Here is a 23,157-nt window from a genome sequence, read left to right as displayed (position 1 = left end):
GTTTGATAACAAACGGGATGTATGCGAGGTGGCATCGCTCCCGGCTGACGTGTCCGGCATACTTCAGCAGGAGACCTCTATGCGCATCAAGGATCAAATCCGCCTGCGGCGCGATGCCGCCGGCCTTTCGCTGAAAGGCCTAGGCGATCGTGTTGGGGTGACCGAGCAGGCGGTGCGGCATTGGGAGAGCGGGCGGAGCAATCCTGGCAAAGCGACAGCTCGCTTGCTCGAGGAGGCTCTCAACTTCAGCCTGGACTGGAGTGAGGGTGCGAACCGTAAGATTGACGCCACGGCGCTCTCGATGGTGCAACCCGGCGATATCGAATTATTGGTAAAGATCGCTCGTCTGCCCAAGGGCGCCAAGAAGGCTCTCGCAGAGCTAGTAGACGTCCTCGACATTGCGGCAAGGACGCCGGGAAGCAGCCTCCAAGCAGACTTGCCTCAGACCCGCAAGTCGCGGGCGATGGCCTAGCACTACGGCTGCTTTACCGCCCGGCCGAACTTGAAGCCGCTGATAAACCGCGCTCGCCCGAGACAGGTTAGTGCTCGGTTAGTGCGCTTTGGCTTCGCTAACGTCACGCGGACTAACTGGTTTCCAACCAACTTTCCATGCTTTCGGACGATTCGCAAACTAGATCTTGGAAACCTTGTTGGCTAGGCTATTGAAAGCTAGGCCGCTGCGCCGACGAGACGCAGATCGTGCCGGAACGCCGGGGTCGCCTGGAATTCGATCTCTGCCTCCCGAAGCACCCACTCCTCCAGCTTGCGGTGCCACAGCCGCAACAGATCCATAGGCCGAACGCGGTAGTGCTTCTCGACCAAAGCACTCGGCTTGTGCCCCTGGATCTGCGCGACGATCCCGACCGGCGCTTCCAGCCATTCCGCCAGCGACCCAAACGAGCGCCGCAGCCCGTGCAGCGTGATGTGAGGTAGGCCGGCCGCCTGGAGCGCTTTGTTGTGGTTGAGCCTCGGTTCCTGCAAGCGACCGCTCTTGGCCGCTGGACTTGAAAACACCCACGGGTTCTTCTTGAGCCTGGGAAGCCCAGCGAGGAGGCTCGCCACATACGGCGTCAGCGGGATGTCGCGCCGCCCCTCCACCTTGTCCTTGATGGTCATCCTGTTCCAGTTGAAATCCACGTCGTCCCACTGCAGGCCCAGGATCTCCTCCCGCCGCGCCCCAGTCAGCAGCAACACCTGGAGGTAGGCGGCGATGACCGGGTTCGCGATCTTGCGGACCTCGGCGAACCACGGGCCGAGCTGCTCCCGCTCAAGCGCATCTTGCTTCGCCTTCGGCTTGGGCAGCAGCGCGCGGGTCTTCTTCGAAGCGCAGCAATCGCGCTGCACGACCGACTTGTAGTCGTCGTGCTCCGCGCACCAGTTAATGAAGGCGCGCAGCATGCGGAAGCTTTTTCCGGCGACAGCCGGGCGGCGGTCGGCCTCTCCCTGCAGCCAGGCACCGACCGTCGTGGCGTCCACGGTAACCAGCGGGCGCGCCAGTAGCTTGCGCAGCGGGCCGGGCTGGGTCAGTTTCGCCTTGGACCGCAGCCGCGGCGCGCCGCCCGCCTGAACGATCGTTTCGTGGTCGTGCCGACCTAAATCGCCCCACCGGCTCGCTCGGGCCGAGCGGTAGGCTTCCCAAGCCTGCAAACCGGTCAGGTCGTTGCGCAGCCGCTCCGCCTTTGCGGAATTGCGGTCGGCCAGGTCAGTGGCAATGCGCTTCTTCTTCTCTTGGCGCGGGTCCTTTCCGGTATCGATCATGCTGAGCAACCGCCGCGCCTCGGCACGAGCGCCGATCTGTCTGATTGACTGTGCCGGCCCCGCGCCTTCGCGAATCGACTCCAGCGGCCAGTCATCCGAGCGGCCGATCGTCATTCGCATCGTCTCGCGGCCGATCTTTCGCTCGACGACGTAGGCCTTGGCCCCGTTCTTGGTGACCCGTAGGCCGAGGCCGCGCACTTCGGTGTCCCACAGGAAGACCTGCATCTTGCCCGGCGGGCACACAAATGCCTGGATTCGCGGCGGCGTGAACTTGACGCGGGAAGGTTCTGCTTTCATGTAGCCACCATGTAGCCGAAATTTTGGACAACAAAGCGGTAGTGTATCAACAATTACTTCGAACGAATGTGACGTAACGTTATGATTTCATTGACGTTTCCAGCTGAAAGCTGAGGATAAAGGTTGACCTATCAACGGTTCCAAAAAGCCACTTTACGAGACTCATAATCTGTTGGTGCCGTGTTCGACTCACGGGCGGCCTACCAAATTCCGGTCAACCGCGTCCGGTCAACCGCGCCGCGCCGCCTCGATCGCGGCGACGTCGATCTTGCGCATCGTCATCATCGCGTCGAACACGCGCTTCGCCACGGCCGGGTCGGGATCGGTCCATCCTTCGATCAGGGCGCGCGGCGTGATCTGCCACGACAGGCCCCAGCGGTCCTTGCACCAGCCGCACGCGCTCTCCTGACCGCCGTTGTCGACGATCGCGTTCCACAGCCGATCGGTCTCCGCCTGGTCCTCGGTTGCGATCTGGAACGAGAACGCCTCGCTGTGCTTGAACGCGGGCCCGCCGTTCAGTCCCATGCACGGGATGCCGGCGACGGTGAATTCGACCGTCAACACATCGCCCTTCCGGCCGGACGGAAAGTCGCCCGGTGCGCGATGGATGGGGCCGACCGCGCTGTTCGGAAACGTCTTCGCATAGAAGTTCGCCGCGTCGACGGCCGTGCCGTCGTACCAGATGCACAGGGTGTTCTTGCTGACCATGTTGCTGCTCCTGTCGGGTGGGAAGTCGTGTCGGGCTGGAGCGCCCGATGGTAGACCTGATGGAGAATGGCGCCCCGTGCACGCCCTCATTCCCCCGATCGCCGACTCGCCCGCGCGCCGCCACCTGTTGCGCGGCGCGGCTGCGGCCCTATTGCCCACGCTCGGGCTGCCCGCCGCGGCGGCCGGGCCGGCGCCGCTGCAGGTCGGCGGCTTGCCGGTCACCTGCAACCTGACGCTGCCGGTGGCCTGCGTCGCCCGCGCCACGACCAACGCGGCCGACAGGAGCGGCGGCCCGCAGTTCACCTACGAATACAGCAAGTACAACGGCTGGCCGGAGATCAAGGAATCGCTGATGACCGGGCGGATCCAGGCCGCCTACATGCTTGCGCCGCTGGTGATGGACCTGGCCGACAGGAAGATCCCCGTCAAGATCGTCTCGCTCGGCCACCGCTCGGGCGCGGTGATCATGGTGCGCACCGACTCGCCGTACCAGAAGTTCAAAGACCTGACCCGCAAGCGCATCGCGATCCCGAGCCGCTTCGCGGTCGACTTCCTGTTCCTGCGCAAGATGCTGGCGCGCGAGGGCATGACACCGAAGGACATCGAGGTCGTCGAGATGCCGCCGCCCGACATGCCCGCCGCGCTTTACGCCAAGGCGGTCGACGCCTACTGCACCGGCGAGCCCTTCGGTGCCGCCGCGCAGCGCGCCGGCTACGCGCGGGCGCTGCGCATGACGCGCGACGAGTGGCGCAACTACATCTGCTGCGTGCTGACGGTGCGCGAGGAACTGATCCGCGACAACCGCCCGTTGGTCCAGGACCTGGTCAACCACGTGCTCGGCGCCGGGCAGTGGCTCGACCAGAAGCAGGACAACCGCAACAAGGCGGTCACGATCGCCGCCGGCCGCAAGTTCTTCAACCAGGACCCGAACATCATCCGTTTCGTGATGGAGAACCCGGTCGACCGCGTGACCTACGGCGACCTGCGGATGATCCGCGCCGAGTTCGAGGACCTGATGCAGCTGTCGATCGAGGCCGGTACGATCAAGGGCCCGATCGCCTACGAGAAGTACATGGACGAGAGCTTCGCGAAGGCGGCGCGGGCCGCCACCATTCCGCTGTGAACCTGTCTTTGCCCCCGATGCCTGTTCCGCTCCGCGCCGCGCTGCTGGCGCTGTCCTTGTTCCTGCTGCCGACCGCGCACGCGGTGCCGACGCTGAAGGCCGGCGTGTTCGAGCCGCCGCGCCAGGCACCCGAGTTCGCGCTGCGCGCCTCCGATGGCGGCGAACTCTCGCTGGCGCGCTACCGCGGCAAGCTCGTGCTGCTGTCGTTCGGCTTCACCCACTGCGCGGCCGTCTGCCCGGTCACGCTGGCGACGCTGGCGCAGGCGCGCCAGTCGCTCGGCGCCCAGGCCGCCGCGGTGCAGGTGGTGTTCGTCACGGTCGACCCGGAGCGCGACGACCCCGCGCGGATGAAGACCTACCTCGCCGCGTTCGACCCCAGCTTCGTCGGCGGTGCCGGCCGGCCCGAGACCCTGGCCGCGATGCGCAAGGACTACGGCATCGTCGCGACCAAGGTGCCGATGGCGTCGGGCGGCTACGCCGTCGACCACACCTCGTCGATCTTCCTGATCGACCGCGACGGCAAGTTGCGCGCGATGATGCCCTACGGCCGCGATGCCAAGGACTACGTGCACGACCTCCAGCTGCTGCTCGCGCCCTGATGCCGGGCCATGACGATGCGCCGCGTCCGCTGGGTCGCACCGGGCGTTCTGGCGCTGGGTCTGGCCGGCCTGGCGTGGGCCGCGTTCGCGCCGCTGGCGGTCGCTTCGCGCGACGCGCTGTTCGAGATCCCGAAGGGGACCTACGCGCGCCGGATGGCGGGCGACAAGGTCGAGATCCTGCCCGACACGATCGGGTTGACGCTCGGCCTGAAGGACGTGCTGCTGCTGCGCAACCTGGACGACGTGCCGCAGGTCTTCGGCCCCGCGCTGATCATGCCGGGGCAAAGCTTCCGGCTGCCGTTCGAGCAGGCCTCGACCTACAGCTTCGCGTGCACCGCGCACGCCAGCGGGCAGATGAACATCGTCGTCGCGCCGCACCCGGCCCCGGGCTGGCCGACGCTGCGCTATCGCTGGCAGCAGTGGCGTCAGCAGGCGGGATGATCCGATGAACGCGCCGCTGGAGTGGGCCCGCAAGATCCTGCCGCCGCTGGCCGTGATGGTCGTCGTCGTCGCGCTCTGGTGGGTGCTGGTCGTGAAGTCCGAGAGCCCGATCTTCCCGACGCCGTGGCAGGTCGTCACCGGCGCGTGGGAACTGGCGGAGGACGGCACGCTGTGGGAGCACATCGGCGCGTCGCTGTTCCGCGTCGGCACCGGCTTCGGCCTGGCCGTGCTGGTGGCGGTGCCGCTCGGGCTGTGGATGGGCTGGGTCGGCGGCGCGTACCGCACCTTCAACCCGATCTTCCAGATGCTGCGCCCGATTTCGCCGATCGCGTGGATTCCGCTGGCGATCCTGTGGTTCGGCGTCGGCGACGTCTCGCCGATCTTCCTGATCTTCATCGCGTCGGTGTTCCCGATGATCGTGCAGACGACCTCGGGCGTGCACACGATCGAGCGGCGCTACCTGCGCGCGGCCGCGAACTTCGGCGTCTCGCGCGCGGTGCTGTTCCGCCGCGTCGTGATCCCGGCGGTGCTGCCCGAGATCATCGTCGGCATGCGCATCGGCATCGGCGTGGCCTGGCTGGTGGTGGTGGCGGCCGAGATGATCGCGCTGCGCTCGGGGCTGGGCTACCTGATCATGGATTCGCGCAACGCCGGCAACCGCTACGACCTGGTCATCGCCGGGATGATCATCATCGGCGCGATCGGGCTGCTGCTCGATGGCGCGACAAGGCTGCTGGAGCGGCTGCGGACGGTGAGGTGGCGCTATGTCCGCTGAGCCCAAGATCGTCGTCACCGACCTGCACAAGGGCTTCGCGTCGCGCCAGGGCGCGCTGCCGGTGATCGGCGGCGTCAGCTTCAGCGTGGCGGACGGCGAGTTCGTCGCGATCGTCGGGCCTTCGGGCTGCGGCAAGTCGACGCTGATGAACATCGTCGCCGGCTTCGAGCGCGCGGACCGCGGCACGGTGCGGATCGATGGCCGCGAACTCGCCGGCCCGAGTCCCAAGGGCATCGTGATCTCGCAACACGGCTCGGTGTTCCCGTGGCTGACGGTGCAGCAGAACCTGATGTTCGGGCTGAACGGCGACGGCCATGGCGACAAGGCGGCGCTGGCCGATCACTACGCCGAGATGGTCGGCCTGAAGGGCTTCGAGAACGCCTACCCGCACGAGCTGTCGGGCGGCATGCTCAAGCGCGCCGAGCTGGCGCGCGCCTTCGTCGTCAAGCCCGACATCCTCTACATGGACGAGCCGTTCTCGGCGCTCGATGCGCTGATGAACCTGCGCATGCGCAACGAGCTGCTGCGCATCCTCGGCGAGGAGCGGCACACGGTGCTGCTGATCACCCACGATGTCGAGGAGGCGCTCTACATGGCCGACCGGATCATGGTCCTCTCGCCCCGGCCGACGACGATCCAGGCGACCTTCGAGGTCGATCTGCCGCACCCCCGCCAGCTCGCGAGCGCGCCGGCCCAGGCCCTGCGCGTCGCGATCCTGAAAGAGCTCGGGCTGTAGCGCCTCGGTCAGGGCGCCGCGTAGGGCTGCCAGCGGCCCGGCGCCTGCTGCAGGCGGTCGGCGAGCACGCGGTAGACATCGGCATTCCAGCCCAGGCCGCAGTGGCTGCCCGGGACTTCGATGTTCTCGAACTGCCCGCGCGCGCCGTCCTGGATGCAGGCCTGCCAGGCCACGACGCCGTCGCTGCGGCTGTAGATCGAGGTCGTCGGCACCGGCGGCGCGGTCCGCAGCCGGCGCTGCAGGGTGGTGTCGAGCGTCGCCTCGCGGCCGTTGAGCAAACGGTAGACCAGCCCGGCGCGCGTCTGCGCGGTCGAGCCGGCGAACGGCGTGCCGATCGTGATCACCTGGCGGGCGCGCGCGCCCAGTCGCTTGGCGACCTCGCGGGCATAGATGCCACCGAGGCTCCAGCCGACCAGGCTGATGCGGTCGCCCTCCGCGGGGGCATGCGTGAGCACGTCGTCGGCCAGGTCGTCGAGCCAGCGGTCCGGGTCGCCTTTCGGGCCGGCGTTGAAGCCGCGGCCCCAGTCGCGCGCGTCGTAGCCGAGCTGCCGGCAGAAGTCCTTCAAGGGTCCGATGGCGCGCTGGTCCGAGGCCAGTCCCGGGAACAGCACGACCGGGTGGCCATCGCCGCGCGGCAGCCTCGACTTGTCCATCAGGCGCATCGCCGCGTACTCGAGCGCGGCCCGGGCCGGCTCGAAGCTGGTCAGCGTCCACGACGGTGCGGGCGCCGCGGCGCGTTCGTGAGGGGTCAGGGTGAGGGAGGCGTTCATTCGGTGCGAAAAGATTGGTGCAATGCAGCAATCCTGCGCCGGCGGCGGGCCGATGGGGAGGAGCCGTCCGCCCGTGCGGGCGTCGGACGAGGCCTACGCCGGCCGACGGGCCATGCGCCCGAATGGCTCCTTTGGCCGATGTTTCCGAACGTGCGGATTTCGACAATGCGGACAGCTTCTTCCACCCCAACCCGAGGACGACTCCGATGAACACCACCTCCCGACCCACCCGCAGGCGCAGCCGCCTGAAGACCCTGGCGCTGGCCGCCTGCCTGGTCGCCGCGGCCACCGCGGCGCACGCCGACCCGACCGTGCTGCTCGCCGACGACTTCAACGCCGAGCACGGCGGCGTCGGCAGCGCCGAATACAGCGGCTTCGCGAACTTCAGCGCCGCCAACGTCGACCTGCTCGCGCCGGGCTACTTCTACAGCCTGTGCCAGCTGGCGGGCGGCAGCACGCCGTGCGTCGACATGGAAGGCAGCGGCAACGGGACGCTGACCACGCTGACCGCCTACGACCTGGCGCCCGGCACGGTGACGATGCAGTTCGACCTGGCCGGCGACCAGCGCGGCCGCAGCGGCAACAGCGTGGTCGCGTCGCTGGTCAGCATCTTCGGCGAGGTGCTGTTCAGCGAGAGTTTCTCGCTCGCGTCCGACGCCGACTTCACGACGTTCAGCCGGTCCGTCACGCTCGCCGACCCGACCCAGGCACGCCTGCGCTTCCAGAGCGTCGGCCCGGCCGACTCGATGGGCATGCTGCTCGACAACGTGGTGCTGACTGCAGGCGGCGCCATCACCCCGGCGGTGCCCGAGCCGTCGACCTGGGCGCTGTTCGCCGGCGGCCTGATGGCCGTGGCCGGTTGTGCGCGCCGCCGCGTGAACGCGGCCGCGCGCTGATCAGACGGCGAGGTTCGGCAACACCTTGCGCAGCTGCTCCAGGTCGATCGGCTTCTGCAGGTAGTGGTCGACGACCACGAACGCGTCGGCCACGCGGGCGTCGGTCGGCGAGCGGCCCGTCACGGCGACCAGCACGATGTCGTCGCCATACTGGCTGCGCAGGGTGCGGGCCAGTTCGAGCCCGTCGACGTCCGGCATGTGGACGTCGAGCAGCACGCAATGCGGCCTGAACCGGGCGACCAGCTCGAGTGCCTCGGCCGCGCTGTTCGCCGAGCGCACGGTGTAGCCATCGAACTCCAGGTGCATGCCCAGCGTCAGGCAGGCGTCCGGCAGGTCGTCCACGACCACGACCCTCACCCCGTCGTCGGGCTCGCTCATGGTCGGCGCCGCATCAATTGTGTCTCGGACGATTCCATCGAGACACAATCTTACGCCGGCCGGTCAGCGCCGCTCAGTTTCGGTGCGCAGTCGCTCCAGCAGGGCCTGCGCGTCGCTGAAGTCGATCGGCTTCGTCAGGTGGTGGTCGAAGCCGGCGTGCCGCACCCGCACGCGATCCGTCTCCTGCCCCCAGCCGGTCACCGCGACCAGCATCAGCGGCGGCGCCGACGGCCGGCCGCGCAGCAGGCTCGCCAGCTCCAGCCCGTTCATCCGCGGCATGCCGACGTCGAGGAACGCGACGCTCGGTGCGTGCTCGTCGATCGCCTGCAGCGCCGTGCGCCCGTCGTGCGCGACGCGCACCCGGTGGCCGTCCAGTCGCAGCATCGCGGCGAAGCTGGACGCGAAGTCCACGTTGTCGTCGGCCACCACGATGTCGATCGTTCCCGCGGCGGCGGGCGGCGTGGCGAGCCGCGTCGCGCTCGCCGCTGCGTCCGTCTGCGGCGCTTCGGCCAGCGGCAGCGCCGCGGTGAAGGTCGAGCCCTGGCCGGTGCCGGCACTGCGCACGTCGAGCGTGCCGCCGTGCATCTGCATCAGCTGGCGCGCGATGGTCAGCCCGATGCCGAGGCCGGCCGCACCACGCTCGAGCGAAGTATCGAGCTGGACGAACAGCTCGAAGATGCTCTGCTGGCGCGCCGGATCGATGCCGAGCCCGTTGTCCGCGACCGCCACCGTCGCCGTGCCGCCTTCGACCTCGAGGGTGAGCGCGATCCGCCCGTGCGCCGGCGTGTACTTGGCGGCGTTGTTCAGCAGGTTCACCAGCACCTGGATCATGCGGGCGACGTCGACGTCGACCCACACCGGCACGTCCGGCAGGCGGACGGTCACGTCGTGCGATTTGGCGACGAGTGCCGCATCCGCCGCCTCCAGCGCCTGGCGGGCCAACGCGACCAGGTCGGTGCGTTCGCGCCGCAGCTCGAGCTTGCCGCGGGTGATCCGCGAGACCTCGAGCAGGTCGTCGATCAGCCGGACCATCTGGGTCAGCTGCCGCTTCATCATCTCGCGCATCCGGTGGCGCACCTCCGGATCGTGGTCGGCGCGCTCGAGCAGCGCGAGTCCGGTGCGCAGCGGCGCCAGCGGGTTGCGCAGTTCGTGCGCCAGGGTCGCGAGGAACTCGTCCTTGCGGCGGTCGGCCTCGCGCAGCGCCGCCTCGGCGCTGCGCCGCTCCGTCATCTCGGTGGCCAGCTCGTCGAGCATCCGGTTGAACGCGGTGACCAGCATGGCCACCTCGTCGTCACCCTGCGGCACCACGACGCGCAGATCGTAGTTGCGATCCTCGATGATGCGGCGCGAGACATCGGCCATCGCGACCACCGGCCGCGTGATCGCCGGGTGCAGCTGGCGGAAGATCAGCGCCGCCAGCGCCAGCCCGGCCGCGCTCGCCAGCGCGAGGATGCCGACGTAGCCGAGCACGCGCCGCATGACGTCGTGGCGCGCCCGCAGGTAGACCGTACCGACGCGTTCGCCGGCGTGCATCACGGGGCGCGTCAGCTCGAGTTCGGCGCCGTCGAAGCGGACGTCGCGTTCGGCCCGCAGCGTCGTCGGATGCGCCTCGGCCGGGTCCGCGCCGTAGCTGGCGAACGGTCGACCGCCGGCGTCGAAGAGCACCGCCGCGCGGATCTGCGGCCGCAGGCGGAAGGCGGCGAGCGCTTCCTGCGCGGCCTTCGGGTCGTTGAACACCAGCGTCGGCTCGACCGACTGGCCGATCAGGTCGGCCTGGGATTGCAGGTCGCTGACCCATGCGCTGCGGTTCGAATAGAGCTCGTAGGTCAGCAGGGCGAGGGCGCTGAGCAGCAGCGCCGCGCCCGTGGCCGTCATCACGACCAGCATGATCTTGCGGCGCAGCGAGCGCCGGGGTTGCAGGCCGGTCATGGGTTCACCACCCGTTCGGCCACGGCGAGCAGCCGGGCGCTGAGCTTCAGGCCGGCGCGTTCGGCCGCGGCGGGCGAGGCCTCGAAACGGATCCGTCCGCCGGTCGGCAGCAGGCCGAGCATGCCGCCCGCGTCCACGCCCCGGGGCACGTCGGTCACGATCAGCACCGGCTGGTCCCGGGCCTTCTGCACCCACCCCGGCAGCGACCCTGCCGCGCCGACGAACAAGGCGTGGACGCCGTCGACGCCGTCGCTCTCGCCGAGCCGGCGCACCACCACCGGGTGCCCGTCGATCGAGCGCCCGGCGACCAGCGTCTGCAGTTCGCGCAACACCTCGTCGGCCCCGGCGACACCGACGACCAGCGGCGTCGCGCCGGGCGCCAGCGCCCGGGCAGGCCAGTCGACGTAGCTCAGGAACCGGTACAGGTAGGCGGCCTTGACGGTGACGTCGGGGACCACCGCCTGGACCTGGGCGCCCGCCGGCGCGATGCCGAGCGCCAGCAGCAGGCCGAGGCACAGGCCGTGACGCCGCGCCGTCGGGTTCATGGCTGCCAGCGCAACTGCAGCAGGACCGACCGTTCGAGCTCCACCCGGTTCGCCGGGTTGCCCCATTCGGCATGGCTCGGGTCGAACAGGTTCTGCACCACCAGCGCGATCTCGGTGCGTGGCGCGAGGCGCCAGGCGAGCCGCGAATCGACCGCGGTGTAGGAGGGCACGCGCGGTGCGGGCAGCTCGCCCACGTGCCGCACCGACACGTCCCAGCCGACGCGCGCCGACAGGTCGACCGACGAGCGCAGCGACCAGGACTGGCGCGGATCGTTGCCCAGGCCCTGCACGCCGACCACATCGATCGCGCCGGGACTGAGGGCGAGCTTCTGCTGCAGCAGGCTCAACCCGGCGTCGAGCCGCCAGGCGGGGGTGACGCGCCACCGGGCCCAGGCCTCGACCCCGCGGGTGCGACCCCGGTACCCGTTCTGGAACTGCAGCCCCTGGGCCGTCGGCGCCAGCGAGCGCAGGCGGCTGTGCTCGTGCTGGAACAAGGTCACCGAATAGGACAGGGCCGGCACCGGCTGGGCGCGGAAGCCGAGCTCGTAGACCTCGGCGATCTCGGAGACGAAGTCCGGACCACCTGCGATCAGGTAGGGCGGGCGTGCCGGCTGCACGTAATCGCGGTCCACCCGCGACGGCGCCCGCGAGGCCCGCGAGATGGCGCCCCACCAGGTCGATTCGGCGTTCGGCCGGTACGCCAGCCGCACGCTGGGCAGCAGCTGCGCGCCGGTGTACGGATTGGTTTCGACGCTGGCCGCGAGCGTGACGGCGAGCCGGCGGGTCAGGCCGATCTCGTCCTGGGCGAAGACGCGGCCCCAGCCCATCGTCCGGACCGCCGGGATCATCGCGATTGCATCGAAGCTCGTGACGTCGTCGCGGGCATGGCGGTAGCCGGCCCCCAGCAGCACGCGGTGCGCGTCCGCCGGCCGGAAGCCGTACTGCGCGATCAGGTCGACGGTGTCCAGCTTGTCGATCACGGCCCCCGGCTGGTCGCGCGTGGTGCGGTCGACGTAGGCCTGGACGCTCATGTCGCTGCCGTCGGCGAAGGTGCGCTCCCAGCGGCCCAGCAGGTTGGCCCCGCCGAGGCGGCGCGTGGTCGCCCCCTGGTCGATGTGGCTGCGGTACGCGTCCCCTTGCAGCGTCAACGTCGATTGCGCCAGCGCCCAATCGCCGCGGAAGCCGACCTGCGTGCCGGCCGCGGCATCGCCGACCGACAGGCCGTCGGCGCGGTGCGTGTCCTGCCGGTCGTAGGACTTCGCATACAGGCGCAGGTGGCCGCCCGCGCCGCCGTCGAAGCCGTAGCGCAACGCCGCGCTGCGCTGGCGGTCGCCCCAGTTGGCCGACACCAGCGCCCCCGCGGTGGCCGCGGCGTTGCGCGTGACGATGTGGATCAGCCCGTTGACCGCGTTGCTGCCCCACAGTGCGGTACTCGGGCCGGTGACGACCTCGATGCGTGCGACATCCTCGAGCATCACGTCCTGCACTTCCCAGAACACCCCGGAGAACAGCGGCGTGTAGACCGGACGGCCGTCGATCACGACGAGCATCTTGTTGGCCAGCACGTTGTTGAAGCCGCGCGCGCTGACGGCGTACTGGTTGGCGTCCGCCCGCGCGACGCTCAGCGTCGGGGCCAGGCGCAGCGCCTCGGGAATCGTGGTGGCGCCGGCGCGGCGGATGTCATCGGCGCTGATCACGTAGACCGAGGCCGCGGTGGCTTCCAGCCGCTCGGGCCGGCGCGCGACGGTCGTCACGACGACCTCGCGCAGCTGTTCGAGCGACAGGTCGGCCAGGCTCGCCGCCGCCGGCGCGCCGGCCTGCGCCGCCGGCCCGAGTGCGAACGTGGCGCCGAGCAGCAGCGCCACCGGCCAGGCCGGGGCGCTCACGCCGGAAGGCCCCGCGGGCCGGCCCCGCAGGCGATCGGCAACTCGTCGTCTACGTCGTCAGGGATGTGGTGGGCGTTCACGTGAGACTCCAAGGTGGGTGAAGTCTAGGGGAGACGCACATAATCGGTGCGAGCCGGGGTTCCGGCCGCTACCCACTTCACGCGCGATGACGGACGACCAACTGGAACAACGGCTGACCGAGCTGGAGATCAAGGCCAGCTTCGCCGATGACCTGGTCGATCACCTGAATCGCCTGGTCGCCCGGCAGCAGGACCAGATCGATCTGCTGATGCGCGAGCTGGCCGCGCTGCGCCAGCAGCCGTCCGACGCCGGACAGGCCGAGCCGCGCAACCTGCGGGACGAGCTCCCGCCGCACTACTGACCGGCGCGCTGGAGCGGGCGTGCCGGCGCCGCGGCCGGCCCCGTGAATTCGGGGCCCATCAGGTCCGCCGGCGCGAAGCCGCGGTTGACATCGAGCCCGGTGATGCGCCAGTCGTGCGCCGGCAGGGCGATCGGGTGCACGACCCGCTCGAACGACCGCATCGGCCACAGCACGCCGAAACGCCGCTCGTGGTCGAAGGTGTCGACCTCGGCGACGGCGCCGCGCGTGGTCGCGAACCCCTCGAGCGTGAAGCGGATGCGGCGGGTCACGCGGTCGCGCCGGTCCACGCACAGCGCCACCCGGTCGGTGGCCGCGCGGCCCAGCCCGGGCGAGAGCCAGACCTGCACGACGTCGCACACCCGCCCGTCGACCACCTCGATCCCGGCCAGCCGGGCCGGGGCGTCGCGGTCCACAAGCCACAGCGGCCCGAGCAGGAACAGCCCGTAGCCCTCGGCCACCAGCGCCGCGGCCTGCTGTACCGCGGGGTCGGCGCTGCGCGCGCCATTGAGCCACACCGTCGCCTCGCCGAGATCACCGGGCGCCCCGCGGACGCGGCGCCACGCCACCTGCTTGCGTCCGCGCTCGCCGGTGTAGGCCTGCGCGACGACGCCGGCGCGCGGGATCAGGCGCTCCTCGGAGCGGCCGCGGAAACCCGTGTCGGTCACCTCGGGCTGGATGCGTCCGATCAGCGCGCGCCACTCGCCCGCGTAGGCCACGCTGATGTCGGCGATCTGCCGGTAAGCCGCCAGGCCGTGCGCCTCGGCGCTGTCGCGCAGCAGCCGCTGCGCGTCGGGCTCGGCGACCGCGGGGACGCCGAGCGGCAGCGGCGTGCTGCAGGCGCCGAGCAGCGGCAGCGCCAGGCCGCCGAGCAGCGTGCGTCGGGTGACGCCGCGGCTCGACCGGCCGGCGCCGCCGCTTGTCGGCATCAGGCCTTCTTGGCCCATGCGCTGCACCACCCCTTCGCGGCGACCTGCTTGCCGGCGAACAGCGGGCAGGCGCCCGCGGCGTCGCCCGCCTTGCCCTGGTACAGCGCGCAGTTGGCGCACACCTGGCCGGCGGCGTACTTCGGGAACTTCTTCGCGTCGGCCTTGGTGGCGTCGGCGACATAGCCGAGCGCGACGGCCTGGGCGTCCTTCTCGCCGACCATGGCCTGGGCGAGGGCTCGTGCGCTCAAAGCAGCGCTGCCGGTGGCGGCGACGGTGATCAGAAAGACGCGACGGGTGGCGTTCAAGGTGTGCATGGCAAATCTCCTTCGGGTGGTCGGATGCCGAGCCTACTTGGGCATCAACACGGTATCGATGACATGGATCACGCCGTTGTCAGCCGCCACGTCCGCCGCCACAACCTTGGCGTTGTCGACCGTCACGCCGCCGGCGGTGCCGATCGTCAGCTCGCTGCCCTGCACGGTCTTGACCTTGCCCGGCTTGATGTCGGTGGACATCACCTTGCCCGGCACGACGTGGTAGGTCAGCACGGCGGTCAGCTTGGCCTTGTCCTTCAGCAGCGCGTCGAGGTCGGCCTTGGGCACCTTGGCGAAGGCCTCGTCGGTCGGCGCGAACACGGTGAACGGGCCCTTGCCCTTCAGCGTGTCGACCAGGCCGGCGGCCTGCAGCGCGGTGGCGAGCGTCTTGAACTTGCCGGCAGCGACGGCGGTGTCGACGATGTCGGCGGCCTGGGCGGACACGGCGGTGAGGGCGACAGCGCCGGCGATCAGGAGTTTCTTGTACATGGAAAGCCTCGTGGGATGGTGGTTGGAGATGCCGGATCATAGAAAGCACCGCCCGGAATGAGTCAATATTGAGTCAATTAATGTGGCTATGTGCCGCATAATTGCGTTTCAAACTCGTGTCAGTTGAATTCATCATGCCCTCGGACGCCGACGAATCCCCCTCCACCACCTTGCTGCGCAGCGGCACGGCAGCACGGCTCGCCGGCGTCTCGCCCGCCACGCTGCGCATCTGGGAGCACCGCTACGGCGTGGTCGCGCCGCCGCGCTCGCCGGCCGGCCAGCGCACCTATTCGATGGGCGACGTGCAACGCCTGCGGCTCATCAAGCGGCTGACGCTCGAAGGCCACGCGATCGGCACGCTGGCGCGGCTCGACGTCGACGAGCTGGCGCGGCTGTCCGCCGGCCATGCCGCGCCGACCGGCGAGCAGCGCGTGCTGGTCGTCGGCCGCGCTGCGGCGCGTCGGCTGGAGGACCACCTGCGCCCGGCGCCGGCCTTCGTGTACGACGAACTCGAGCAACTGGAACGGGCGCTGGCTCAGGCGGGCAGCGCCGACGTGCTGGTGATCCAGGTGCCGACGCTGCATGCGCAGCTGGCCGCGCGCGTGCTCGCGGTGCGTGCCGAGCTGCCGGTGCCGGCGGTGATCCTCGTCTACGGCTTCGGCACCGAGGCGGCGGCCGACGCGCTGCGCGCGGCGGGGGTGACCGTGCTGCGCGAGCCGGTCACCGGCAAGGCGCTGGCGCGGCTCGTCGTCGCCGCGCGGCCGGCGCCCGCCGTGCGCGCGATGATGCCCACGGCCAAATCGACCCCGCGGCGCTACAGCGATGCCGAGCTCTCGTCGCTGCGCGAGACGCCCTCGCGCATTGCCTGCGAGTGCCCGCGCCACCTGGCCGAGATCGTCACGCTGCTGTCCAGCTTCGAGGTCTACAGCGGCGAATGCGTGGCGCGCAACGACGCCGATGCCGCGCTGCATCGGCACCTGCACGACGTGACCGCCGCCGCGCGGACGATGTTCGAGCAGGCCCTCGAGCGCGTGGTGCTGGACGAAGGGCTGGCCCTCTAGGCGTGTGGAGCGCAGCTATGCTTGCGCGCTGTTGTGCGCCTCCCCTTCCACCCCGGAGATCCCTCGATGAACCTGCTTCCGACTGCCCGCCTCGCGGCCCTGGCGCTGGCCGCCCTGACGACCCTCGCCGCGCAGGCGCAACTGAAGATCGGCGTGATCGCCTCGGCCACCGGGCCGACCGCCGCGGTCGGCATCCCGCAAAAGAACAGCGCGGCGCTGCTGCCGAAGAAGATCGGCAACCTCGATGTCGAGTACACCGTGCTCGACGACGCGTCGGATTCGACGATGACCGTCACGCTGCTGAAGAAGCTGATGGTCGAGCAGAAGGTCGACGCCATCATCGGCCCCTCCGGCTCGCCGAACTCGATGGCGGCATTGCAGTTCATCGCCGAGAACAAGACGCCGATGCTCGCGCCGGTCGGCACCACCGCGGTCGTGCTGCCGATGACCGAGCAGAAGAAGTGGGTCTTCAAGACCACGCAGAACGACAGCCTGATCTGCGAGGCGCTGGTCGCGCACATGGTCAAGAAGGGCGTCAAGACGGTCGGCTTCATCGGTTTCGGCGATGCCTACGGCGAATCCTGGTACGGCGTGTTCGTGCCGATGATCGAGAAGGCCGGCATCAAGCTGATCGTCAACGAGCGCTTCCAGCGCACCGACCAGAGCGTGATCGGCCAGGCCACGAAGATTGCGGCGGCCAACCCGGACGCGGTGCTGATCGGCGCCGCCGGCGGCCCGACGGTGCTGCCGCACACCACGCTGGTCGAGCGCGGCTACAAGGGGCAGATCTACCAGACCCACGGCGCGGCGACGCCCGACTTCGTGCGCCTGGGCGGCAAGGCGGTCGACGGCGCGGTGATGGCGGCCAGCCTGATGCTGGTGCTTGGCGAGGTGCCGGACAGCAACCCGTCGAAGAAGGTCGCGCTCGACTACATCGGCGCGTACGAGAAGCTGTACGGCGTCAAGCCCGCGACCTTCGGCGCCAACGTGTTCGACGCCGGCCTGCTGCTGCAGCGGGCCGTGCCCGAAGCGCTGAAGAAGGCGCAGCCCGGCACCGAGGCGTTCCGCGTCGCGCTGCGCGACGCCCTCGAAGGCACCCGAGAGCTGGTCGGCACCCAGGGCGTCTACACGATGTCGGCCGCCGACCACTCGGGCTTCGACAAGCGCGGGCGCGAGCTGATGCAGCTGCAGGGCGGCGTCTGGCGGCTGATCCCCGAGTGAGCATGCCGCGGCGGCTTCAGGCTTCGGTCGCCGCCGCGGGCTCGGCGGGTGCGGACATCGCGTCCGGCAGCAGCGGCAGCGGCTGGTAGCGCTCCAGCACCCAGGCCTCGAATTCCGCGGCCGGCAGCGGCCGGCTGAAGAAGAAGCCCTGCACCTCGGTGCAGGCCCGCGCGCGCAGCGAATCGAGCTGCTGCGGGCGCTCGACGCCCTCGGCGACGATCGTCAGCTTGAGCGATCGGGCCATCTGGATCATCGCCTCGACCAGCGCCTCGTCGCCGCCGTTCTTGCCGAGGTCGCGGATGAAGGACTGGTCGATCTTCAGCTTGTCGATGTGGATGCGCTTCAGGTAGCTCAGCGACGAGTAGCCGGTGCCGAAGTCGTCGATCGAGATCCGCACGCCGAGCTGGTGCAGCTGTTCGAGCAGGTCGAGCGCGACCTCGGGGTTGCTGAACGCGGCGCTCTCGGTCAGTTCGATCTCGAGCCGGCGCGGGGGCAGGCCCGATTCGCGCAGCGCATCGGCCACCATCGCGGCGAAGTCGGGGCGACGCAGCTGGATCGACGAGACGTTCACGGCCATCAGGCGCATCGGCAGGCGCGCGTCGAGCCACTTCTTGGCCTGGCGCGTGGCGGTACGCAGCACCCACTCGCCGAGCGGCACGATCAGGCCGGTCTCTTCGGCCATCGGGATGAACTCGCCGGGCGAGATCAGGCCCAGCTCGGCGCTGTTCCAGCGCAGCAGCGCCTCGGCGCCGACGCAGTCGCCGGTCTCGATCTCGATCTGCGGCTGGTAGTGCAGCACCAGCTCGTCGCGGGCGATTGCCTGGCGCAGCAGCGATTCCATGTGCAGCAGCCGCGACGACCGGTCGTGCATCTCCTGCGTGTAGAAGCGGAAGGTGTTGCGCCCCTCGCGCTTGGCGCGGTACATCGCGATGTCGGCGGCCTTGGACAGGGACGCGAAGTCGCGCCCGTCGCCCGGGTACATCGCGATGCCGATCGACGGCGTGATCGCGAGCGCGGTCTGGTCGAGCGTGAACGGCTGGACGATGCGGGCGAGCAGTTTCTCCGCCACCACCATCGCGCCGGCGACCGGTGTGTCGGGCAGCAGCAGCACGAACTCGTCGCCACCGATGCGGGCCACGGTGTCGGGCTGGCGCACCGTGCTGACCAGACGCTGCGCCACCTCCTGCAGCAGGCGGTCGCCGCAGTCGTGGCCGAGCGAGTCGTTGACGTACTTGAAGCGGTCGAGATCCAGGAACACCAGCGCGAACGGCTCCTTCGAGCGTTCGGCGCTGCGGATCGCCTGGTTCACGCGGTCGGTCAGCAGCGTGCGGTTCGGCAGGCCGGTCAGCGGGTCGTTGTTGGCCAGGTGGCGGATGCTTTCCTCGGCCGCCTTCTGCTGCGTCACGTCGGTCGCCTCGGGCAGCAGGAATGCGACCGCGCCGTCATCGCCGAAGATCGGGCGCAGCGAGAAGTCCAGGATCATCGTCGTGCCGTCGGCACGGGTGTGGACCGTCTCGAAGCGGCTCGCCAGCCCGTGCACGGCGCGCTCCACCGCCTCGCGCACCGCCGCCTGCTGCTGCTCCGACTCGGCCCACACCGGCACCTCCCAGAAGCGCTCGCCGATCAGGGCGTCGAGCGGCAGCGCGAGCAGCTTCAGCACCTGCTGGTTCACATGCAGCACGCGGCCCTGGGTGTCCAGCAGGCCGATGAACTGCATGCTGCTGTCCAGCATCGCGCGCAGTTTCAGCTCGCTGCGCTGCAGACTCTGCTGCAGCCGGCGCTGCTCGAGCAGGGTGGCCACGCGCCGGTGCAGCACCGGCAGGTCGACCGGCTTGGTGAGGAAGTCGACCGCGCCCAGTTCGAGGCCGCGCACTTCGCTGCCCTCGGAGGTGTCGGCGGTCACGAACACCACCGGGATGTCGCGCGTCTCGGCGTCGGCCTGGAGCCGGCGCAGCACGTCGTGGCCGCTCATCGACGGCATCATCACGTCGAGCAGGATCAGGTCGGGCGGGTCGGTCTCGCGGCCGGCCAGTTCGAGCGCCGCCGCGCCTTCCAGCGCCACCTTGATGCGGTAGTCGGCACGCAGCGCGGTGGCCAGCACGTGCAGGTTGGCCGGCACGTCGTCGACGATCAGCACCAGGGGCTTGCGCTGCATCATCGGCATCTGTCTGTCGGGCGACCCCATCGGTGGCACTCCATCGCTTGTCATCGACCCTGGATCACGTCGAGATCGGCCAGCGCCGCGGCGTGGTCGAAATCGACGATGTGCTGAAGCAGTGCGGCGAGGCGCCCGGTGAGATCGGCCTTCGTGGCCGCGCGCTTCAGTTCATCGAGGAGCGTGTCGGGAATCAGCTCCTGCTCCTGCACATATCGGCGCAGCTCGTCGAGAAGCTGAGTGCATGTGGACGCGTCGAATGTCAACAATGATTTGCCACTCGGATCGTCAGCCTGAGGGCTCGCTGCGATCGCCGCGACGGCCTCGGCCAGGCTCGCTGCGAGTGCGTTTGATGCAGCCGGCGGGGTGGCGGCGTCGAGCTCGATCTCGCGGGCTCGTGCGTCGTGCGCGACAGCCGACAGGCCGAGCGTTGCGGCCGTCCCCTTGAGGGTGTGCAACGCGGCGCGCGCGGCTGCGGCGTCGCCGCGCTCGAGCAGTGCATCGACGTGCGCCGCCGCATCGCGGTGCTGGGTCGCGAACGCACGCAGCAGCCGCAGCAGCTGGTCGGCGCGGCCGTGCAGGCGACGCAAGGCCGGCGCGCTGTCGAAGCCCGGGAAGCTCGGCAGCGGTGGTGCCGGCAGGGCCGCCGCCGCGCCGGCGCCGTGCCCCGGACCCTGGCGCCGCGCTGGCAGCCAGCGCCGCAGCACGCGCACCAGGTCGTCCGATTCCACCGGCTTGGGAACGAAGTCGACCATGCCGGCCGCGGCGCAGCGCGCCCGATCCTCGCTCAGCACGGCCGCGGTCATCGCGACGATCGGCGGCCGCAGCGACCGCTCGAGTTGGCGGATGCGCTCGGTCGCGGTGATGCCGTCCATCACTGGCATGTGCATGTCCATCAGCACGAGCTCGAATGCCTCGTCCTCGACGCGCTCGACCGCCTCGCGCCCGTCCTTCGCGATCGTCACGTCGATGCCCAGACCGCGCAGGAAGCCGCTGGCCACCTCCTGGTTCAGCACGTTGTCCTCGACCAGCAGCACGCGCGCGCCGTCGAAGCGCTGCGGCCCCGCGACCGGAAGCGGCGCGCCGACGCGGCGGCTGCCGTCACGGTGCTGCAGCCGCACGAGGATGTCGAACAGCGCGGACGGCACGACCGGCTTGGTCAGCACCATGTCGAGCCCGAGGTCCGCCGCATCGGCCAGCAGCTCCTCGCGGCCGAACCAGGTCACCATGATCGCGAACGGCGGGCACACGTGCGTCGAGCCGTCGGCCGCGGTCCCGGCCTCGCGGGTGCGCTCGCGCATCGCGCGCGCCATCTCCAGGCCGTCCATGCCGGGCATGCGCCAGTCCAGCAGCACCACGTCGTACGGCGCGCCCTTGGCGCGGCTGCGGTCGACGAGCACCAGGCCTTCCTCGGCTGTCGCGACGACGTCGGCCTGCACGCCCCAGGCCTCGAACAGGTGACCGAGGATCATCCGCGACGTTTCCTGGTCGTCGACGACCAGCGCACGCAGGCCGCGCACGCGGTGCAGGTCCAGCGTCAGGTGCTCCGCGCGCGCCGGCTGCACGCGGACGGTGAAGCTGAAGGTACAGCCCTCGCCGAGCCGGCCTTCGACCTCGATCTCGCCGCCCATCAGCTGCACGAGCTGGCGGCAGATCGTCAGGCCCAGGCCGGTGCCGCCGTACTTGCGCGTCACCGAGTTGTCGGCCTGCGTGAACGCGTGGAAGAGCTGCCCGGCTTGCGTCTCCGACAGGCCGATGCCGGTGTCGCTGACCGAGAAGCGCAACAGCATTCCGGTCGGCTCGCGCGCCGCGACCTCGGCCTTCAGGTGGATCTCGCCCCGTTCGGTGAACTTGATCGCGTTGCCGACCAGGTTGTTCAGCACCTGCGTCAGGCGCATCGGGTCGCCGACGACCTCCATCGGCACGTCCGGCGCCACTTCGAAGAACAGCTCCAGGCCCTGCTGCTCGACCTGCGCGCCGAACAGGTTCGCGACATTGTTCAGCGGCTCCTCGACCGCGAACTGCACTTGCTCGAGCGTCATGTGCCCGGCCTCGATCTTCGAGTGGTCGAGGATGTCGTTCAGGATGCCGAGCAGCGACTTGGACGAGGCCTGCACCTTCTGCAGCAGGTCGCGCTGCGGCGCGGCGAGCTCGGTGCCGAGCACCAGACGGGTCAGCCCGATCACCGCGTTCATCGGCGTGCGGATCTCGTGGCTCATGTTGGCGAGGAACATGCTCTTGGCGTGGCTGGCCGCGTCGGCCGCCTCCTTCGCCGCCAGCAGCTCGGCTTGCGCGTGCTTGCGCTGGGTGATGTCCTGGGCGGTGCCGATCACGCGCCGCGGCCGGCCGCCGGCGTCGCGCTCCACAACCATGCCGTGCTCGAGCAGCCAGACCCAGTGCCCTTCCTTGTGGCGCAACCGGTGCTCGACTGCGAACTCGGCGGTCTCGCCGCGCAGGCAGGGCTGGATGATCGCGGTGGTCGCCGCGTCGTCATCCGGGTGGCCCAGCGCAACGATGTCGTCGATGTGCGGTCGCAGTTCCACCACCGCGTAGCCCAAGGTCATCGCCCACAGCATGTCGACCTGGTAGGCGCCGCTCTCGACCTGCCATTCCCACAGGCCGATGCCGGCGACCTGCAGCGCCAGGCTGTGTCGCTGCAGCTGCAGGGCCTCGGTGCGCTTGCGCGCATCGATGTCGAGCGCCAGCACATGGACGCCGGCGACGTCGCCGTCCGGCGTGCTCAGCGCGCACAGCGCCACGTCGGCCCAGACGGTGCGATCCGGCTCGGGCTCGAAGCGCAGCTCGAGCCGCGTGCTCGCGCCGGCGCCGTAGCGCAGTGCGGTGAGGGCGTCGGCAAGCGCGTCGGCATCGTCCTCGCAGACCAGCGCGGCGAACGGGCGTCCGACCAGCGAACCGGCCGCACATCCCAGGCTGCGCGCGAATGCCGGATTGGCACACCGCACCCGGCCCGCGGGATCGAGTTCGAGCCAGCCGACGCTGCCGTGATCGAAGCGGGGATCGGTCGTGCGGGGCAGGGCGGTGGCGAGGCTCATGGCGCGCATATCGGTGAGCGCCGCGGCCAACTTGACGGGCGGGTGGACCGGGCCGATGCCAGTTGACTTGAGTTCACCTTTTGTCGCTCAATCCAGGTGGTAAGTCGCGGTCTGGACGGGCAATGGGCTTGTTCCGAAACGCGACATCCCGGCCAGGCGCGGCCGGTGCGCCGGGGGCGGCGCTAGCATGCGCGGCCGACGCGGGGCGCGCGGTCACAACAACGACGACAAACTGGAGATTCCGATGACGACCCGTTTCAACGTGAATGGCAAGAGCGTGGACGTGAAGGCCGAGCCCGACACGCCGCTGCTGTGGGTGATCCGTGACGAGATCGGTCTGACCGGCACCAAGTTCGGTTGCGGCATGGCGCTGTGCGGCGCCTGCACCGTGCACCTCGATGGCGTGCCCGTCCGCTCGTGCCAGACGCCGGTGTCGGCAGTGGCCGGCAAGAACGTGGCGACGATCGAAAGCCTGTCGACCAACAACTCGCACCCGCTGCAGAAGGCGTGGATCGCGCACGACGTGCCGCAGTGCGGCTACTGCCAGTCCGGCCAGCTGATGAGCGCCGCGGCGCTGCTGAAGGACAACAAGAACCCGAGCGACGCCGACATCGACGCGGCGATGAGCGGCAACATCTGCCGCTGCGGCACCTACGGCCGCATCAAGGCCGCGATCAAGACCGCCGCCGCCGACATGCGCAAGGCCTGAGGGAGA

The 23,157-nt window shown here is 69.9% G+C and carries 23 protein-coding genes; 11 read left to right on the top strand and 12 right to left on the bottom strand.

All coding sequences use genetic code 11. The features are described from left to right. Positions 1-79: 79 nt before the first annotated feature. Positions 80-472, top strand: a complete 393-nt coding sequence (locus ASC76_RS10900; RefSeq protein WP_157615552.1) for a helix-turn-helix transcriptional regulator — start codon at positions 80-82, stop codon at positions 470-472. A 197-nt stretch (positions 473-669) separates the two neighbouring features. Here ASC76_RS10900 and ASC76_RS10895 read toward each other — a convergent pair whose 3' ends face one another. Together ASC76_RS10895 and ASC76_RS10890 are read right to left on the bottom strand one after the other, a co-directional pair. After that, positions 670-2,055 (bottom strand): site-specific integrase, encoded by a 1,386-nt coding sequence (locus ASC76_RS10895; RefSeq protein WP_056465369.1) that lies wholly within the window; start codon positions 2,053-2,055, stop codon positions 670-672. 228 nt (positions 2,056-2,283) lie between these two features. After that, positions 2,284-2,763 (bottom strand): VOC family protein, encoded by a 480-nt coding sequence (locus ASC76_RS10890; protein ID WP_056465367.1) that lies wholly within the window; start codon positions 2,761-2,763, stop codon positions 2,284-2,286. Between the two features lie 76 nt (positions 2,764-2,839). Between ASC76_RS10890 and ASC76_RS10885 the strand changes: the two genes are divergently transcribed. The 5 genes from ASC76_RS10885 to ASC76_RS10865 are packed head-to-tail and all read left to right on the top strand — an operon-like array spanning position 2,840 to position 6,437. Next, positions 2,840-3,886, top strand: coding sequence for an ABC transporter substrate-binding protein (locus ASC76_RS10885; RefSeq protein ID WP_235580417.1), 1,047 nt, complete (start codon positions 2,840-2,842; stop codon positions 3,884-3,886). Positions 3,887-3,903: 17 nt separating this feature from the next. Beyond that, a complete protein-coding gene (locus ASC76_RS10880; protein ID WP_056465366.1) occupies positions 3,904-4,485 on the top strand; it encodes an SCO family protein in 582 nt (193 codons plus the stop codon). Between the two features lie 9 nt (positions 4,486-4,494). Further along, positions 4,495-4,926 carry a hypothetical protein gene (locus ASC76_RS10875; RefSeq protein WP_235580416.1) on the top strand — a complete coding sequence of 144 codons (432 nt, stop codon included), beginning with the start codon at positions 4,495-4,497 and terminating at the stop codon, positions 4,924-4,926. Positions 4,927-4,930: 4 nt separating this feature from the next. Then, positions 4,931-5,701, top strand: a complete 771-nt coding sequence (locus tag ASC76_RS10870; protein WP_235580415.1) for an ABC transporter permease — start codon at positions 4,931-4,933, stop codon at positions 5,699-5,701. Next, positions 5,691-6,437: an ABC transporter ATP-binding protein gene (locus ASC76_RS10865; RefSeq protein ID WP_056465364.1), complete on the top strand. Its 747-nt coding sequence runs from the start codon at positions 5,691-5,693 to the stop codon at positions 6,435-6,437. The genes ASC76_RS10870 and ASC76_RS10865 overlap by 11 nt, the downstream gene beginning before the upstream one ends. An 8-nt stretch (positions 6,438-6,445) precedes the next feature. On the opposite strand, the gene ASC76_RS10860 is transcribed toward ASC76_RS10865, so the two are convergent. Next, positions 6,446-7,207 carry a triacylglycerol lipase gene (locus ASC76_RS10860; protein WP_056465362.1) on the bottom strand — a complete coding sequence of 254 codons (762 nt, stop codon included), beginning with the start codon at positions 7,205-7,207 and terminating at the stop codon, positions 6,446-6,448. Positions 7,208-7,413: 206 nt separating this feature from the next. Between ASC76_RS10860 and ASC76_RS25880 the strand changes: the two genes are divergently transcribed. Further along, the gene (locus ASC76_RS25880; protein ID WP_056465360.1) at positions 7,414-8,103 is read left to right on the top strand and encodes a PEP-CTERM sorting domain-containing protein; all 690 of its coding nucleotides are present in this window, start codon (positions 7,414-7,416) and stop codon (positions 8,101-8,103) included. Here the strand turns inward: ASC76_RS25880 and ASC76_RS10850 are convergent, their stop codons facing one another. From ASC76_RS10850 to ASC76_RS10835, 4 genes are all read right to left on the bottom strand, one after another. After that, on the bottom strand, positions 8,104-8,481 hold the full coding sequence (locus tag ASC76_RS10850; RefSeq protein ID WP_056465359.1) for a response regulator: 378 nt from the start codon (positions 8,479-8,481) through the stop codon (positions 8,104-8,106). Between the two features lie 63 nt (positions 8,482-8,544). Further along, positions 8,545-10,410, bottom strand: a complete 1,866-nt coding sequence (locus ASC76_RS10845; protein WP_056465358.1) for an ATP-binding protein — start codon at positions 10,408-10,410, stop codon at positions 8,545-8,547. Then, the gene (locus ASC76_RS10840; protein ID WP_056465357.1) at positions 10,407-10,955 is read right to left on the bottom strand and encodes a YfiR family protein; all 549 of its coding nucleotides are present in this window, start codon (positions 10,953-10,955) and stop codon (positions 10,407-10,409) included. The genes ASC76_RS10845 and ASC76_RS10840 overlap by 4 nt, the downstream gene beginning before the upstream one ends. After that, entirely contained in the window at positions 10,952-12,841 is a 1,890-nt protein-coding gene (locus ASC76_RS10835; protein WP_056465355.1) for a TonB-dependent siderophore receptor, read from the bottom strand. Before ASC76_RS10835 ends, ASC76_RS10840 begins: the two co-directional genes overlap by 4 nt. A 166-nt stretch (positions 12,842-13,007) precedes the next feature. On the opposite strand from ASC76_RS10835, the gene ASC76_RS10830 reads away from it, so the two are divergent. After that, positions 13,008-13,223: a SlyX family protein gene (locus tag ASC76_RS10830; RefSeq protein ID WP_056465353.1), complete on the top strand. Its 216-nt coding sequence runs from the start codon at positions 13,008-13,010 to the stop codon at positions 13,221-13,223. Here the strand turns inward: ASC76_RS10830 and ASC76_RS10825 are convergent. Genes ASC76_RS10825 through ASC76_RS10815 form a run of 3 tightly spaced genes read right to left on the bottom strand, consistent with a single transcriptional unit; the run spans position 13,217 to position 14,952 of the window. Next, positions 13,217-14,149, bottom strand: coding sequence for a hypothetical protein (locus ASC76_RS10825; RefSeq protein ID WP_157615550.1), 933 nt, complete (start codon positions 14,147-14,149; stop codon positions 13,217-13,219). The two genes, ASC76_RS10830 and ASC76_RS10825, sit on opposite strands and share 7 nt — an antisense overlap. Next, positions 14,149-14,463: a high-potential iron-sulfur protein gene (locus ASC76_RS10820; RefSeq protein WP_056465349.1), complete on the bottom strand. Its 315-nt coding sequence runs from the start codon at positions 14,461-14,463 to the stop codon at positions 14,149-14,151. Before ASC76_RS10820 ends, ASC76_RS10825 begins: the two co-directional genes overlap by 1 nt. A gap of 33 nt (positions 14,464-14,496) precedes the next feature. After that, the gene (locus ASC76_RS10815) at positions 14,497-14,952 is read right to left on the bottom strand and encodes a fasciclin domain-containing protein (RefSeq protein ID WP_056465347.1); all 456 of its coding nucleotides are present in this window, start codon (positions 14,950-14,952) and stop codon (positions 14,497-14,499) included. A 134-nt stretch (positions 14,953-15,086) separates the two neighbouring features. On the opposite strand from ASC76_RS10815, the gene ASC76_RS10810 reads away from it, so the two are divergent. Next, positions 15,087-16,013: a MerR family transcriptional regulator gene (locus ASC76_RS10810; protein WP_056465346.1), complete on the top strand. Its 927-nt coding sequence runs from the start codon at positions 15,087-15,089 to the stop codon at positions 16,011-16,013. A gap of 66 nt (positions 16,014-16,079) precedes the next feature. After that, positions 16,080-17,234: an ABC transporter substrate-binding protein gene (locus tag ASC76_RS10805; protein WP_056465343.1), complete on the top strand. Its 1,155-nt coding sequence runs from the start codon at positions 16,080-16,082 to the stop codon at positions 17,232-17,234. Between the two features lie 16 nt (positions 17,235-17,250). On the opposite strand, the gene ASC76_RS10800 is transcribed toward ASC76_RS10805, so the two are convergent. Beyond that, positions 17,251-19,419, bottom strand: a complete 2,169-nt coding sequence (locus ASC76_RS10800; RefSeq protein ID WP_162247110.1) for a bifunctional diguanylate cyclase/phosphodiesterase — start codon at positions 19,417-19,419, stop codon at positions 17,251-17,253. A gap of 20 nt (positions 19,420-19,439) precedes the next feature. Beyond that, entirely contained in the window at positions 19,440-22,442 is a 3,003-nt protein-coding gene (locus tag ASC76_RS10795; protein ID WP_162247109.1) for a response regulator, read from the bottom strand. A gap of 244 nt (positions 22,443-22,686) precedes the next feature. Between ASC76_RS10795 and ASC76_RS10790 the strand changes: the two genes are divergently transcribed. Further along, positions 22,687-23,151 carry a (2Fe-2S)-binding protein gene (locus ASC76_RS10790; protein WP_056467279.1) on the top strand — a complete coding sequence of 155 codons (465 nt, stop codon included), beginning with the start codon at positions 22,687-22,689 and terminating at the stop codon, positions 23,149-23,151. Positions 23,152-23,157 lie beyond the last annotated feature (6 nt).

Origin of the sequence: Rhizobacter sp. Root404, from assembly GCF_001425865.1 — a bacterium.
In the GTDB taxonomy this organism is placed as follows: domain Bacteria; phylum Pseudomonadota; class Gammaproteobacteria; order Burkholderiales; family Burkholderiaceae_C; genus LMDS01.
Note: the sequence above shows the minus strand (reverse complement) of the source record. Positions and strands in the feature narration are given on the sequence as shown.